The sequence below is a fragment of the Streptomyces longisporus genome (assembly GCF_039532765.1).
Classification (GTDB): Bacteria; Actinomycetota; Actinomycetes; order Streptomycetales; family Streptomycetaceae; genus Streptomyces; species Streptomyces longisporus.
Window position 1 is genome coordinate 53,590 of the sequence record NZ_BAAASG010000008.1, and the last position, 14,772, is coordinate 68,361.

Annotated in this window: 15 protein-coding genes; 8 read left to right on the forward strand and 7 right to left on the reverse strand. The window is 70.6% G+C overall.

The features are described from left to right. Positions 1-951, reverse strand: coding sequence for an NADP-dependent oxidoreductase (locus tag ABD355_RS17340; protein WP_344401291.1), 951 nt, complete (start codon positions 949-951; stop codon positions 1-3). A gap of 71 nt (positions 952-1,022) precedes the next feature. Between ABD355_RS17340 and ABD355_RS17345 the strand changes: the two genes are divergently transcribed. Together ABD355_RS17345 and ABD355_RS17350 are read left to right on the forward strand one after the other, a co-directional pair. Next, the gene (locus ABD355_RS17345; RefSeq protein ID WP_344401293.1) at positions 1,023-1,982 is read left to right on the forward strand and encodes a GlxA family transcriptional regulator; all 960 of its coding nucleotides are present in this window, start codon (positions 1,023-1,025) and stop codon (positions 1,980-1,982) included. Positions 1,983-2,083: 101 nt separating this feature from the next. Then, positions 2,084-2,260, forward strand: coding sequence for a hypothetical protein (locus ABD355_RS17350; RefSeq protein ID WP_344401294.1), 177 nt, complete (start codon positions 2,084-2,086; stop codon positions 2,258-2,260). 7 nt (positions 2,261-2,267) lie between these two features. Here ABD355_RS17350 and ABD355_RS17355 read toward each other — a convergent pair whose 3' ends face one another. Both ABD355_RS17355 and ABD355_RS17360 read right to left on the reverse strand, forming a co-directional pair. Beyond that, complete coding sequence (locus ABD355_RS17355; RefSeq protein ID WP_344401295.1) at positions 2,268-2,831, reverse strand: TetR/AcrR family transcriptional regulator; 564 nt, start codon at positions 2,829-2,831, stop codon at positions 2,268-2,270. Next, positions 2,828-3,190, reverse strand: a complete 363-nt coding sequence (locus ABD355_RS17360; RefSeq protein ID WP_344401296.1) for a DUF1304 domain-containing protein — start codon at positions 3,188-3,190, stop codon at positions 2,828-2,830. Before ABD355_RS17360 ends, ABD355_RS17355 begins: the two co-directional genes overlap by 4 nt. A gap of 39 nt (positions 3,191-3,229) precedes the next feature. Between ABD355_RS17360 and ABD355_RS17365 the strand changes: the two genes are divergently transcribed. After that, entirely contained in the window at positions 3,230-3,379 is a 150-nt protein-coding gene (locus ABD355_RS17365; RefSeq protein WP_344401297.1) for a hypothetical protein, read from the forward strand. On the opposite strand, the gene ABD355_RS17370 is transcribed toward ABD355_RS17365, so the two are convergent. Next, complete coding sequence (locus ABD355_RS17370) at positions 3,357-4,583, reverse strand: PucR family transcriptional regulator (RefSeq protein ID WP_344401298.1); 1,227 nt, start codon at positions 4,581-4,583, stop codon at positions 3,357-3,359. The genes ABD355_RS17365 and ABD355_RS17370 overlap by 23 nt on opposite strands. A 317-nt stretch (positions 4,584-4,900) precedes the next feature. On the opposite strand from ABD355_RS17370, the gene ABD355_RS17375 reads away from it, so the two are divergent. The 5 genes from ABD355_RS17375 to ABD355_RS17395 are packed head-to-tail and all read left to right on the forward strand — an operon-like array spanning position 4,901 to position 9,251. Then, positions 4,901-6,637 (forward strand): ATP-binding protein, encoded by a 1,737-nt coding sequence (locus ABD355_RS17375; protein ID WP_344401299.1) that lies wholly within the window; start codon positions 4,901-4,903, stop codon positions 6,635-6,637. Positions 6,638-6,642: 5 nt separating this feature from the next. Continuing rightward, a complete protein-coding gene (locus ABD355_RS17380; RefSeq protein ID WP_099933429.1) occupies positions 6,643-7,053 on the forward strand; it encodes a roadblock/LC7 domain-containing protein in 411 nt (136 codons plus the stop codon). Further along, positions 7,050-7,421, forward strand: a complete 372-nt coding sequence (locus ABD355_RS17385; RefSeq protein ID WP_266951094.1) for a DUF742 domain-containing protein — start codon at positions 7,050-7,052, stop codon at positions 7,419-7,421. Before ABD355_RS17380 ends, ABD355_RS17385 begins: the two co-directional genes overlap by 4 nt. Further along, positions 7,402-8,007 carry a GTP-binding protein gene (locus ABD355_RS17390; protein WP_344401300.1) on the forward strand — a complete coding sequence of 202 codons (606 nt, stop codon included), beginning with the start codon at positions 7,402-7,404 and terminating at the stop codon, positions 8,005-8,007. The genes ABD355_RS17385 and ABD355_RS17390 overlap by 20 nt, the downstream gene beginning before the upstream one ends. After that, a complete protein-coding gene (locus tag ABD355_RS17395) occupies positions 8,004-9,251 on the forward strand; it encodes a cytochrome P450 (protein ID WP_344401301.1) in 1,248 nt (415 codons plus the stop codon). The genes ABD355_RS17390 and ABD355_RS17395 overlap by 4 nt, the downstream gene beginning before the upstream one ends. Before the next feature lie 71 nt (positions 9,252-9,322). On the opposite strand, the gene ABD355_RS17400 is transcribed toward ABD355_RS17395, so the two are convergent. From ABD355_RS17400 to ABD355_RS17410, 3 genes are all read right to left on the reverse strand, one after another. Next, complete coding sequence (locus ABD355_RS17400; RefSeq protein ID WP_344401302.1) at positions 9,323-11,053, reverse strand: hypothetical protein; 1,731 nt, start codon at positions 11,051-11,053, stop codon at positions 9,323-9,325. Between the two features lie 437 nt (positions 11,054-11,490). Continuing rightward, on the reverse strand, positions 11,491-13,125 hold the full coding sequence (locus tag ABD355_RS17405; RefSeq protein WP_344401303.1) for an amidohydrolase: 1,635 nt from the start codon (positions 13,123-13,125) through the stop codon (positions 11,491-11,493). 19 nt (positions 13,126-13,144) lie between these two features. Further along, positions 13,145-14,647: an APC family permease gene (locus ABD355_RS17410; RefSeq protein ID WP_344401304.1), complete on the reverse strand. Its 1,503-nt coding sequence runs from the start codon at positions 14,645-14,647 to the stop codon at positions 13,145-13,147. Positions 14,648-14,772 lie beyond the last annotated feature (125 nt).

The following is a 14,772-nucleotide window of genomic DNA, read 5'->3' on the forward strand; positions in this document are numbered from 1 at the left end:
TCAGTCGACCGTCAGGACCAGCTTCCCCGTGGTCCGGCCGGTGTCGCCGAGCCTGTGTGCCTCGGCGGCATCGGCCAGCGGGAAGGTACTGGCGATCGCGGGGCGCAACTTCCCCGCCTCCACCAGCTCCGCGATCGCCTTCAGACCGCTGTGTGAGGCGTCCACCAGCATGCGCAGCGCCCGTACACCGAGCCGCTCCGCCTCCTCGTCGAAGTCCCTCGAACCGACCGGCAGGATCGAGACGACGATCCCGCCGGGGCGCAGCACGCGCAGCGAGTCCGTCGAGGTGTCCCCGCCGATCGTGTCCAGGACGACGTCCACGTCCTTCACGGCCTCGGTGAAGTCCGTCTCCCGGTAGTCGATCGCCTCGTCCACCCCGATCTCGCGCAGGAAGTCGTGCTTGCCCGCGCTCGCCGTGCCGATCACCTGTGCGCCGCGCGCCTTGGCGATCTGCACGGCCACATGCCCGACCCCGCCCGCCGCCGCGTGGATCAGCACCCGCTGTCCCGGCTGGACGTCGGCGTACTCCACCAGGGCCTGCCAGGCGGTCAGGGAGACCAGTGGCAGTGCGCCCGCCTGGGTGTGGTCGATCGAGGCCGGCTTGTGCGCGAACCAGCGCGCAGGGCCGGTGACGTACTCGGCGTGCGAGCCGTGGCCGAACGGGTACGACAGCATGCCGAAGACCTCGTCGCCGGGCTTGAACCGGGCGACGCCGATCCCGACCGCCTCGACCGTGCCGGAGGCGTCCCAGCCCAGGACGAACGGCGGTTCGCCCAGGAAACCGCCGTTCGCGCGGTGCTTCCAGTCGGTCGGGTTGACGCCGGCGGCGCGCACGCGGACCAGCACCTCGTTCGTACGCGGTTCGGGGCGCGGCAACTGCACTTCCTTGAGGACCTCGGGACCGCCGAGGACGTCCTGGCTGATGGCTCGCATCGTGTTCACATCGCTCATGGTCACCCAGCCTGCCGCGGTCCGCCCGACAAGAAAATGGCACGATTGCCAACCTTCGATAAGATCGTGCCATGACCGATGAGCGGCAGGTGGAACGGGTCGTGGTGCTGGCCCTGGACGGCGTGTACCCCTTCGAGCTGGGTATCCCCAGCCGCATCTTCGGCGCCGCCGACGGCCGGTACGAGGTGCTGACCTGCAGCGTCGACGGCCAACCGGTGCGTTCCTGCGCCGACTTCACCATCGGGGTGGAGCACGGTCCGGAGATCCTGGCCACGGCCGACACGGTGGTGGTCGCCTCCATGACCCCCTCGCACATCCCCGCCGAACTGCCCGCGGAGCTCGCCGCCGCCCTCGCCCTCATCCGCCCGGAGGCGCGGATCGTCTCCATCTGCACGGCCGCCTTCGTCCTCGCGGCGGCGGGACTGCTGGACGGCCGCAGGGCCACCACGCACTGGCAGGTGACCGACGCGTTCCGGCGGCGCTACCCGCAGGTGGACCTCGACCCGGACGTGCTCTTCGTCGCCGACGGCCGCATCCTCACCTCGGCGGGCGCCGCCTCCGGCGTCGACGTCTGCCTGCACATCGTGCGCACCGACCACGGCAGTGAGCTGGCCAACGCCGTGGCCCGTCGCTGCGTCGTACCCCCGTTCCGGGACGGCGGTCAGGCCCAGTACATCGAGCAGCCGGTCCCTCAGAGCGGGGCCGCGAGCACCGCCGCGACCCGCGCCTGGGCCCTCGGACGCCTCGACGAACCGCTCACCCTGTCCGACCTCGCAGGCCACGCCCGGATGAGCCTGCGCACCTTCGCCCGCCGCTTCAACGAGGAGGTCGGCCTCAGCCCCGGCCGCTGGATCGTCCAGCAGCGCGTGATCCGCGCCCGGCACCTGCTGGAGTCCAGCGACCTGTCCGTCGACCAGATCGCCGGCCGCGTCGGCTTCGCAACGGGTGCGTCCCTGCGCCAGCACCTGCACGCCGCGATCGGGGTCTCTCCGCAGGCCTACCGGCGCACCTTCCAGACGGCCGCCCGCTAGACGCGAACGGCGACTGGCAGAAGGCGCACTTCCTCTCGCTGGGGGACGGCAAGAACGGCAGGCTGTACGCCCGCGATCCGGGTGGAGTGCTCCCCGACGGCATGCTCACCTCTCCGTACGACGGAGACGTCCGCATGCCCGCAGGCGCCCACGACACCGGATACCGCTTCCACGACCGGCAGTTGTGGCTGACCGGCGAGCCGGGCAGGGCCTGCATCCGCACGTCCGACGGCGTCGAGGCCTGGCCGCTGGTGAAGGCCGGCATGGGCTGCACGTGAGCCGACGTCACCGGCTCGCGTGCAGGGCCACCAGCAACTGCCATACCTCGTCGGCGATATGAGCCGCGTCGCCGTTGAGAAGGCCGTGCAGCCAGTCGGCCAGCACGCCCGCGAAGGTGGCGGCCACGGCCGACGCGACCAGCGGGGCATCCGCCGCGCCCGCCCGTTCGCGCTCGCGGAGGCTGTAGGCGCGCAGGTCCCGGTGCAGCACCCGGCCGAGGGGGCCGCCGCCGCCCGGGGCCAGCAGTTCCCGGTACAGGCCGGCGTGCGGGGAGAGGGAGGCGAAGAACTCGGCCAGCGCGGGCGGCGCGTGCACCGGGTCCGGGCGGCCCTGCCAGGAGTGCAGCGCCTCCACGGCCTCCCGGACGACATCCGCGCAGGCGTCGACGGCCAGCGCCTCCAGGTCGGCGTAGTGGACGTAGAAGGTGGCCCGTCCGACCCCGGCCCGCCGTACCAGCGCCGCGACCCCCACCTCGGCGAGGGGCCGCTCGGCGCACTCCGCGAGCAGTGCCTCCCGCAGCCGCGCCCGGGTGCGCGCGGCCCGCGGGTCATGGGGCGCGCGGCGGGTCACTGCGCGATCAGGACGGCGGCCAGGGCGAGCGCGCCGGGCAGCGCCTGCGCGAACAGGATGCGGCGGTTGGCCGTGACGGCGCCGTAGACGCCTGCGACCACGACGCAGCACAGGAAGAACACCTGGGCGCGGAATCCCGTCGGGTCCGCCGCGATCAGGCCCCAGACCAGACCGGCCGCGAGAAAGCCGTTGTAGAGCCCCTGGTTGGCGGCCATCGGGGCGGTCGCCCGCGCCATCTCCCGGTCGAACCCGTGCAGCGCCCGCCCGGGCTTCTTCTGCCACAGGAACATCTCCACCACCAGGATGTAGGCATGCAGGGCGGCCACCAGAGCGACCAGTACGTTCGCGAGCGTCTCCATTGCGGGGCTCCGTCATTCTTGTGTCGATTTCCTGGACAGGTGTCTACTATAGCGGGACAGGTGTCCAAGAAGTGCTCACTGTCAGTGCACGCCGAGGTGACCGCCTACGCGGCGAACGCGGATGCCATCCGCTTCTACGGGCGGGGCGGCTTCACCGCCATGACGGTCACCCTGCGCCAGTCCCTGTAGCGCCGCGGCGCAGCTCCAGGGCGCGCAGGGCCAGCTGCATCTCGAACTGGGCCGCCGGGTCGTGCAGTCGGGAGCCGAACAGCTCGTCCAGCTGGCGCATGCGGTAGCGCACCGTCTGGGGGTGCACGGCCAGCCGGACGGCGACCTCGCTGGCGTTGTGGCCGCACTGCAGCCAGCTGAGCAGGGTCTCCGCCAGGCGCTCGCGTTGAGGTGGCCGCACCTGCTCCAGCGGGCGCAGCCGGTGTTCGGTCATGGCGTCGATCAGAGCGTCGTCGCGCAGAAGCAGCAGCGTGGCCAAGTGGTCCTGGCAGCGCACCATTTCACTGCCCGGGAGCACGCCCCGCCGCACCAGGTCCAGGGCCTCGGACGCCCAGCGGAGCGACCGCGCCCCCTCCTGCAGCGCCACCGTCGGGCCCATCGCGGCCCGCCGTCCGTGCAGCGCCCCGGCCACCGCCCGCGCCCGCCCGGGCCCCTCGGGGTCCGGCACGACCAGTACGGCCGGCTGGACGTCGAAGCGGGCGAGGAACTCCGGCGCCACGATCGGCTGCCCGCCCGCCTGCGGGCGGTGGTCGATCGCCACCACCGCGAGCGCGCGCGGCACCGGCCAGCGTGCGCTGTGCGCGAGGTCCGCGATGGCCTCCGCGGAGGCGGGCGGATCCGCGGTGAGCAGGTCGAGCAGCCGGGTACGCCGCTGCTGCAGCTCACCGGCCGCGTGCAGCCGCGCCTCCGTGTAGCCGGCGGTCGTCGCCGCCGCCATCTCGTCCAGGTGCAGGAACAGCGCCTCGCCGAAGGCCGCCAGCACATTGCGCGGCAGCAGGTCCGCGTCGACCAGCGCGTTCACCCGCCGCCATGTCACCCGTGCACCCAGCCGCAGCGCCGACTGGAACGAGTCGAGACTGCGCCCCTCCTCGGCCTCCCCGCGGCCGATGCGCTGATACGTCGCCTTCACCGGCTCCCAGTCCGTGTCCGGCTTCGCCATCCGCTCCAGGAAGCCCTGCAGCGCATGGTCCACGCCGCGGTGCACACCCTGCATGTACGTGTCGTCGGTGGGGCGTGCGTACTCGGGGATCTCGGTCCTGATCGCCCGTACGACCTCCTCGGTGATGTCGGCGAAGAACGGTCTGAGGTGGAGGTGCAGTCCCGTCGGTAACGCATTGAACGGACCGCGCGGCTCCTCCACCGGCACAGCGGCTCTCTTCGGCACGGCCGCGACGATACCCGTCGGTAATCCGTCAGGGCTTATCAACGGCGGACAGTCATAAACAGGTGAATTGTCATCACCTGACAATTTCGCAGGTCCGCAAAGGGATTTGTCGATGTGTGGGTCGCTGGCTGAGAGTGATGGAACCCTCACTTCCGTCGGCTGTTCGAGGTTGATCCTTTCGGGTTCAAACCCGATAAGCTCCTGTGCGGCGCTGCGAGTTGACTCGATCGCGATCGGTCGTCCCGTGGTGCTTCACGCATCAGTGCGCTCCCCCTTGCACACCCCCCTGTTCGTTCGTGTTGCTTGTAAGGATGCAGATGGAACTCGCCACTCCGCCGCCGGCGGCGCGGGCCCCTGTCGCCTGGTACAGCTGGTGGTTGATGCCGCTGGCCTTAGGAGGCGGGACGGTTGCCGCCACGTTCATGAGCTCCGAGCGAATCGCCGCCGGTGTCGCGGGCATCGCGGCCACTGCCGCAAGCGCCGTGTGCGTACGGCTGCTGCTCCGCACCCGCACGCAGCTGAGCGCCAGCGAGGGCTCCTTCCGCGCCACGCAGGCCGAGCACTCGCAGCAGTGGCAGCAGCATGTCGCGGGCCTGGAGCGGAAGTACGCCGCCGAGCGCGGCTCGCTGGAGGCCCAGCTGGGCGACCAGGCCGGCGCCTACGAGGCGCGGCTGGCGGAGCAGAGCGCGACGTACGAGGCCCAACTGACCGAACAGGCCAGGGCCTTCGAGGGACGCCTCGCCGACCAGGCCAAGTCGTACGAGGCCCAGCTCGCCGACCAGGCCGAGGTCTGGCAGGAGCAGCTCGCCCACCAGCACGACGCGGTGGCACGGCTCGCCAACGAGCAGCTGCCCGACGCGTTGAAGCAGCTGCGCGCCGGTGAGGCCATCGACGACCTGCTGCCCGAGCCCGGCCAGTGCGCCAAGGTCAGCGCCGACCTGCAGGCCGAACTGCGCAAGGTGCTGCGCACCGCCCTGATCGGCGTCGAGGAGGAGTTCAACCGCTCCACCACCGCCGAGCAGGCCGTGATCAGCATCGGCAACCGCATCCACGTGCTGACCAGCAAGCTCCGCGGCCGGCTGCACGAGATGCAGGGCGAGCACGGCCGGCTGCCGGCCGTCGCCCGCGGTCTGATGGAACTGGACCAGGAACTCGGCCCCGCCGACTCGCTCGCCGCGAGCATCGGCGTGCTCGGCGGCTCGGACCGCCCGGGTCGGCAGTGGCAGGAGCCGCAGCGCCTGCTCAGCGTGGTCCGTGGCGGTATCGGCCGGATCAAGGACTTCCACCGCGTCGAGGTCCGTCATCTGCCCGAACTCGGCGTCGACGGCGGCCTGGTGGACCACCTCACGCTGATCTTCGCCCAGCTGCTGGACAACGCGGCCCGCTACTCGCCGCCCAGCGAGCCCGTGCTCGTCTCCGGCAAGGAGGTGCCCAACGGCGTCGGCATCGAGATCCAGGACTCCGGCAAGGGCCTGAGCGAGGAGAAGAAGCGCGAGGCCGAGGAGGCCCTCACCGGCAGCGCGGCCGGACCCGGTATCGGCGGAATCTCCGAGGACGCCAACATCGGTCTGCGCGTGGTGGGCGCCCTGGCTCGCCGCTACGGCATCCGCGTCACCTTCGCGGACTCGCCCTGGCTCGGCACTTCGGTGGTGGTCGTGGTCCCGCACAAGTACTTCAGCCCGCTTCCCACGGCTGCTGCGACGACTGCCACGACCACGGCGTCGGCCTCGGCGGCCCCGTCCGCGGCGGCTGCGGCGGTACCGGCGGCGGTGTCGGCCCAGCCGGTGGCCGAGCCTTCCGAGGCGGTGGAGACCACTCCCGGCGGACTGCCCCGGCGCCGCAGCAAACGGCACGAGGGGGAGGGCACGGCGCGGCCCCAGCCGGCCGAGCGCACCGAGGAGACCACGGTCTCCGCCGTCCCGCCGGACGCCTCGTTCACCGGCCTGGCTGCCTTTGCCACCGCCGGCCGCGAGGCAGACGAGGAGTCCACCACGGAGGACACGCCGCCTTTCGGCAGCCGGTCCGCCGAGCACCGCACTGAAGAGAGCGACTAGTCCACATGACGCAACAGGGAACCGACGTGAGCTGGGCGCTGCGCGATCTGGTGGAGTCCATCCCGGAGATCCGCTTCGCCCTCGTGGCCTCCAGCGACGGCAAGGCCATCACCTCCTTTGGCGCCGAAGACCCCGACGACGTGGACCGTTTCGCGGCCGTGGTGGCCGGCCTGCAGGCGCTGGCCCAGCCGGTCGCCGAGCAGTTCCCCAGGTACGCCGGGCAGCTGCGGCTGGCCATGATCGAGGTCGACGGTGGGCACCTCTTCGTCGTACGGGCCGGTGTGGAGACGTATCTCGGGGTGCTGGCCCGCGAAGGCCTCGACCAGGGGCTGCTCGGACACCAGATGAGGGACCTGGCCCGGAGGATGGGCGAGCTCCTCGGCACCACTCCGCGCCTGGAGGAGCACTCTGGATGAGTGCTCCCCGCAGGCCCACGGACCCGTCCGGTCTCGAGCGCTACTACGTCCTCACCGGGGGGCGCAGCGGACCGGGCGGTTCGGCGTCGAGTCTCGACGTGGCGACCCTCATCGTCTCCCTGGCCGCCCCCGCACCGGGTATGCAGCACGAACACGAGGACATCCTCCGGCGCTGCCGCGATCCGCTGTCGGTGGCCGAACTCGGCGCCCATCTGGGACTGCCCTTCAACATTCTCGCGGTGCTGCTGGCGGATCTGCTCGAGGCAGGCCGCGTCGAAGCCCGTGACCCCATCCCGGCGCACGGTGCCGGTCGCGGGCCCGACCTCGCGCTCCTTGAGGAGGTACTCAGTGGACTTGAACGGCTTTGATCACCCTGGCCGCCCGGCAGCCGGCGGCACCCGCTCGGTGAAGGTGATGATCGCCGGCGGCTTCGGCACCGGGAAGACCACCATGGTCCGCTCGGTCAGCGACATCAAGCCGCTGACCACCGAGGAGACGCTCACCCAGGCAAGCGCCGACGTCGACCATCTCATCGGCGTCGCCGACAAGACGGAGACCACCGTCAGCCTGGACTTCGGCAAGATCAGCCTCAACGACAGCCTGATGCTGTACCTGTTCGGCACCCCGGGGCAGGAGCGCTTCTGGTTCCTGTGGAACGGACTGTTCAAGGGCGCGCTCGGCGCGGTGGTCCTGGTCGACACGCGGCGCCTGGCCTCCAGCTTCCGGGCCATCGAGGAGATGGAGCGGCAGAACGTCCCGTTCGTCGTCGCCCTGAACGTCTTCCCCGACTCGAAGGACTATCCGGTCGAGGAGATCCGCGACGCCCTGGACATACCCGAGAGCATTCCGGTCGTGGCCTGCGACGCCCGCGACCGTGCCTCCAGCCGTGACGTGCTCGTCACGCTGATACGCCATCTGAAGGACCGCTCCGCCGTCGCACTGGAGTCCCGATGAACGCCCAGACTTTAAACGGCCCCGACGCGCCCCGCGGGTGCCCCGTCGCGCACGGCGGGGCGGAACTCGCGCGGCTGTACGGCCCGGACGCGGCCACTGACCCGCAGGCCATCTACGAGCGGCTGCGCAAGGAGCACGGCTCCGTCGCGCCGGTGCTGCTGGAGGGTGACGTTCCGGCCTGGCTGGTGCTGGGCTACCGGGAGAGTCGGCGGGTGCTCGACAATCCCAGCCAGTTCCCCCGGGACGCGCGGACCTGGCGGGACTGGCAGGAAGGACGGATCGCGGAGACCTCCGCGCTGATTCCGATGCTCGCCTGGCGTCCTGACTGCGTGTCCCAGGACGGCGAACCGCACCGGAGGCTGCGCGGCGCCGTCAACGACGTGCTGCAGGCCGCTGTCGGCCGCGGTATCCGGCGCCACGCCACGCACTTCGCCAACAAGCAGATCGACGGGTTCGCGGCCGACGGCCGCGCCGATCTGGTGGCGGACTACGCCGACTATGTGCCGATGCTCGTGATGAGCCGCGTTCTGGGGCTCGCCGAGGCGCAGGGGCGCCGGCTGGTCGAGGCCTGCTCGGGGGTGCTCAAGGGCGGCGCGGAAGCCCTGGTGCACGACGGCGTGATCAGGGAGATCCTTCGTGAACTCGTCGAGCGCAGACAGTCCGAACCCGGCTCCGACCTCGCCAGCGACCTGCTGGAGCATCACGCGGCTCTCGACCACGACGAGGTCGTCGACCATTTGCGCATGGTGATGATCGCCGCGGCCGTCACGACCAACCTGCTGGCCCGGGTGCTGGGGCTGGTCCTGACCGACACCTCCCGGCTCTCCGGGCTGATCGGCGGTCAGCTGAACATCTCGGCGGTGATGGAGGAGGCGATGTGGAACTCTCCGCCGCTGTCCGTACTGCCGGGGCGCTTCGCCGCCGGGGACGTCGAACTGGGCGGGCATCGCATCGAGGGGGGCGACCTGCTCGTTCTCGGGCTCGCCCCGGGCAACTTCGACCCCGAGATCCGGCCCGACACGCATGTCTCGGTGGCGGGCAACCAGGCGCACCTGGCGTTCGGTTCGGGCCCGCACGAATGCCCCGGGCAGAGCATGGGGCAGTCCATGATCGAGATCGCGGTGGACGTCCTGTTGCACCGGCTGCCGGGCCTGCGGCTGGCAGTGGAGGCGGACGAGCTCACGTCGACCGCCTCCACCTGGGAGTCCCGGCTGGACAGACTGCCGGTCGAGTTCCCGGTGTGAGCGAGCGTGCTGCTGCCCGGCCGGAAACCGGCCGGGCAGCAGCGTTGTCCCATGCGGCAGGCCGGTCTCCCTCAGCCGTCGAGCCAGTCGCCTTGGACGCTCGTGGGACGGGATCCCGTGGCGTTCCAGATGAAGTGCGGGTGGGCGCAGCCGAACATGTAGGAGAGCAGCGCGGTGTCTTCTCTGCCGGTTCGAGGCTCGTACAGGGTGGAGAACTTTTCGGAGCCGACTGCGCCGGCGTCCTGTTGGACCTGTCGGGCGCGGTCCGTGGACGGTGTGTCCATGGATGCCTCCACGGCGGCGATGTAGGTGCGTCGCAGGATCTCCCATGTGCTGTCGGTGTTGCCCTGCCAGGCGCCGTGCAGTGCCTCGAAGGCATGGAGCTCGGCGTCGAAGAGCGCCCATGTCCGGGGGAATTGGGCTCGGCAGAGTGCGGACAGCTCGGCGGCCCGGGAGCTCAGTGCCGGTGCGGTGGGTCGCGGGCCGATGGTCAGGGTCGTGCCGTGGGTGAGGATGCCGGTGCACGGATCGGGCTGCAGGTCGCACAGCGGGCAGTCCTCGGCCGGGGGGAGGCCCTCGGTGATGCCGTCGAACCACAGGGCGTGGCGGCCCGTGAGGCCCATCCAGACGATGGTGCTGTTCAACAGCCAGGTGTTCCACATCGGTTCATGCGCCTCGGGCAGGCACCCGTACTTGATGAGGGCGATCGTGCAGGCGGCGTAGAGGGCCTTGGTGTGGGTGGGTATGTCGGCGAGCCAGAAGTTGCTGATCTCGCCGGTGAGGGAGTCGACTCGTACGTCGGCCATGTCGTCGATGACGCGGCACAGCAGCAGGGAGGCGAGGTGTTCCTCCTGCCAGAGTTCGGTGTCGGGTGAGACGTGCCAGAACAGGCAGTCCAGCATCTGCAGGGCCGAATAGGCGCTCTGGCTCAGCGGGTTGGTCTGGGGGAGCCTTACACTGCCTGCTTGGTGCTGTTGGAGCCAGTACTCGTCGGCGGATCGCTTGTGGGCTGCGTAGAGTCCGCAGACCAGGGCTCGGGCGCTGTTGGTGCTGAAATTCTCGGCCAGGCGGCTTTCGACGAGTCGGATGACGCTCGCGGTGTCGATGGTGTCGATCACGCGCTTGTACTCGTGGAAGACGAGGATGTCGTCTTCGAAACGGTGGCGCAGGCCAAGGTCTCGTTCCAGGTCGTTCAACTGCCGGACCCAGATCCATCCGGCGGTCAGGACGCTGTCGAGTTCCTCGCGGTACGGCCAGGCCTTGACGGTGAGGGGACGACCGGCGCTCTGCCGCCAGTTGTAGTCACCCAGCGTGCGTGCGGGTGGTGTGGGCAGCCGACGGCACAGCGGGCAGGCACAGTCGGTGGTCTGCTCCTGTTCGCGCGGCGGGGTGAGTGCCCGGCTCCTCCAGGCCCCTTCCAGCATCGTGCAGGTCAGCCGGCAGAGCTCGATATCGGTGCCGACTTGGGGGAAGGCCGCTTCTATGAGGCTCAGACCGGCGTCGAGGTGCCTCAGCCTGGCCTGGCCCTCCTCGTCGGGCGGGAGGAACGCGGGCCGCGCCAGATGGAGAGCTCCCGTCGCGTGCAGCGTCGTACTGGAGCCGGGGGATATGAGTGCGTCCAGCCGCTGCCGAGCGGCGTTCTGGCTGCTTCGGTGCTCCTCCGTGCTCCCCTTGATGCGTTTCTCCAGGAGGCGGACCAGGGCGTTCGCCGCCTCGGTGGGCTGGAGCGGGGCGCTCGGCTGCGCCGGGATCGAGCTGTCGACGGACGTCTGCGGGACAGTACCTGCGACTCGGGATTTCACACCGGTCTCCCATCAAGCTGCGGACATTCAAGCTGTGGACATGACAAAGGAATCGATCGACCGTGGCGGTCGGTCGGTCGTGTCCGAGAGTTTTCTGTGCCTTCTGCGACGGCCTCGCCGGTCGCCCGTGCGGTCGGTCAGGCGAAGCGCGACCACCGGATCCGGGGCGCGCTACAGCTGGAGGAAGGCCAGGGAATCCCCTGATGTCTGCTGATGAGGGTGCCGAAGGGGGGATCGAACGTGACGTCCTGAGGCATGCGCTTCCTTCCGGGAGACGGCGATGCAGAGTCCCCCCGGCCCTGCGAACGGGTGGCCGAAATGGCCACCCGTGCCCTCGAACTGAGCTTCCATGGCCGAAAGTTGAACCGAGAAGCGATACGAGGCTGCCCAGAGCGTAAATGATCTACGCGTGACCTCACCGTGATGTGCGTTACTGCCTACGCCTCGTGAGCTGCGTACACTGCCTCCCCTCCCACGTAGGTCAGGTCCACACCGGTCTGTGCGATCGCCTCGCTCGGCCCGTCGAACGGGTCACGGTCAAGGACCACCAGATCGGCCAGCGCGCCGACCTGGATCCGGCCGGTGTCGTCGAGGTGGTTCACATGGGCCGATCCCGCGGTGTACGCGGTCAACGCCTCGGCGAGGCCGATGCGTTCGCCGGGCAGGAACACCGGGGCGCCGTCGCCTTCGGGTGTCACTCGGTTGACCGCGACATGGATCCCCTCCAGCGGGTCGGGGCTGCTGACCGGCCAGTCGCTGCCCGCCGCGAGCCGGGCACCGGAGCGCAGCAGCGCACCGAAGGGGTACTGCCACGCGGCCCGTTCGGCACCCAGGAACGGAATGGTCAGCTCGTCCATCTGCGGTTCGTGCGCGGCCCACAACGGCTGGATGTTCGCCGTCGCGTCGAGCCGGGCGAAGCGCGCCACGTCCTCGGGGTGCACGACCTGAAGATGCGCCAGATGCGGCCGGGTGTCGCTCGGCCCGTTCTCGGTGCGCGCCGCCTCCACGGCGTCAAGGGCGTCGCGTACGGCGCGGTCGCCCAGCGCGTGAAAATGGCACTGGAAGCCCAGGGCATCCAACTCGGTCACGTACTTCGGAAGTTGACCACGGTCGATGAAACTCTTGCCGCGATTGGCGGTGGCGCAGCCGCACTTGTCCAGATAGGGATCGAGCAGGGCGGCCGTGCCGTTCTCGGCGACCCCGTCCAGCATCAGCTTCACGGAGCCGGCGCGGAACCGGCCGTGGCTCAACTTGGCTCGCTTCTCGACGAGTTCGGGGATCTGCTCGGCCCCGCGTTCGCGGTCCCACCACAGCGCACCCACGACGCGTGCGGTCAGTGAACCGTCCCGCGCCGCTGCCAGATACGCCCCCGAGGGGTCGTCCATGCCGAGGAAGTCCCCCACCAGCGCGTCCTGCCAGGCTGTGATGCCCAGCGCGTGCAGATGGCGCTGCGCCTGCAGCAGCGCCGCCAGCCGGTCGGCGGCGGTGGCCGGGGGAGTGAGCCGCCCGACGAGCTGCATCGCCCCCTCCTGCAGGGTGCCGCTCGGCTCGCCAGCGGCGTCCCGTTCGATGCGCCCGTCGGCCGGGTCCGGAGTGTCGCGGCCGATGCCCGCCAACTCCAGGGCGCGGCTGTTGACCCAGGCGCCATGGTGGTCGCGGTTGGGCAGGTAGACCGGCCGGTCGGGGACGACGGCGTCCAGGAGCTCCTTGGTCGGCGTACCGCCCTCGAAGGCCTCCATGGACCAGCCGCCGCCGAGGATCCACTCCCGCTCGTGATGTGCGTCGGCATAGGCGCGGACCGCGGCGAGCGTCTCGTGCGCCGTCCGTGCCCCGGTCAGGTCGCACTGGCTCAGTTCCAGCCCCGCCGGGATCGGGTGGACGTGCGCGTCCTGGAAGCCCGGCAGCAGCAACCGCCCGGCCAGCTCGACCACTTCGGTCCGCGGCCCGGCGAGATCGTGGATCTCGTCGTGCCCGACGGCGGTGATGCGGTCACCGGTGACGGCCACGGCGGTGGCGGTACGGCCCTCGGGAGAGAGGACCGGACCGCCGGTGAAGAGAAGGTCTGCGTGCATGTTCCGTTCCTGGTCGGGGTCAGTTGGGGGCGGCGAGCAGCTGCGGCGCGTCGGCGTCCGTGCCGTCGCCCGTGCGGAAGTACGGCGACCTGCGCACCCACTTGGCCCACGCGGCGGCCAAGAAGCCCGACGCGATCATCGCCAGGGGAGTCAGGAGCAGGAACCAGCCGTTGTCCGCGCGGAGTTCGAGATGGTCGGCGGAGGAGTAGAAGGACCAGCCGAGACAACCGCCGAGTCCGAGCAGCGCCACGGCGCTCAGCGCGGGCAGCACGACCGCCCGTACGCCCTGGCGCCAGTCCTCGCGCAGCAGCGAGCGGAAGCGCACGGCCGCCGCGAGGGCCGTGAGCGCGTACGACAGCGCGACCACGATGCCCACGGCGCTCACCGTCGCCATGATCATGTCCGCGAGCCGCGGAATGACCAGGGCGAGGGCCGCGATCACCGTGGCGAGGGTGCCGATCAGCAGCGTCCCGGCGGCCGGAGTCCCGTACCGGGAGCTGACCTTGGACCACACCGGCCCGAGGGTACGGTCCCGGCTCATCGCGAACATCGCCCGTGCCGTCGGAATCACACCGGCCTGCAGCGAGGCCACCGCCGAGAACGTCAGCGCCACCAGGGGGAGCGCGGCCAGTGGCTGGGAGGCCAGCCGGTCCCCGAAGAACGCAAGGCCCTGAGCGCCGTGCCCGGCCAACTCGGGCTCGGACAGCACTCGTTGGAAGGCCACCGAGCCGATCAGGAAGAGGGTCAGCATGGTGACCAGGGTGATGATCCCGGCGCGGGAGGCGTCGCGCGGGTCGCGCACCTCCTCGTTCACGCTGAACGCGGCCTCGAAGCCCCAGTAGCAGAACACCGACAGCAGCAGTCCCTGGGCGAGCGCCGACGCCGACGGGATGGCGAAGGGATCGAACCAGCTCAGACTGAAGGCGTGCGGCCCGTGGACGATGCCGTATCCGCAGAACCCGAGCAGGACGACGTACTCGAAGACCAGCAGCCCGGTCTGCAGCCGCGCCGCCGTCCGGATGCCGGTGACCGCGGTGAGCGTGACGGCGACCAGGACCACGATGCCGACCGCGGTCGTCTGCACCGTCGAACCCGGGTCCAGGGCGAGCCCGGCCACCCGGTGCAGCCCGGCCTCCCCGGCGAGCTGGATCAGCGCCGACCCGGTCACCGCGGTGGTGTACGCGAGGAACGCCAGCGTCGCCACGATGTTCACCCAGCCGACCATGAAGCCCAGCCACGGGCTGAGCGAACGGCCCACCCAGACATAGCCGTTGCCCGCGTTCGGCTCCACCCGGTTCAGCCGCGAGAAGGCGCCCGCGATGCCGAGGACCGGCAGGAACGCCAGCAGCATGATCGCCGGGAGATGCAGGCCCACCACACCGGCCGTGACGCCCAGGCCGATGCCGATGCTGGTGGTGGCGGCCGTGCTGGAGGCGGCGATGGCGATGCCGTCGAGCACGCCGAGGGACTTGCGCAGCGCGGGCCGCGCTGGTGGGGCTGCACCGAAGGGCTGGTCGGACATGGCCGGTCTCCGCTCGCACCTGGGGGCCTGGGCGGCCCCGGTGAACGCACATGAAACTGCCCGGGGACTTAACAGGTCAACGGTGTTGTCATAAGGTGCGAGCACCGGCCCGGGGAGGCAGTCAC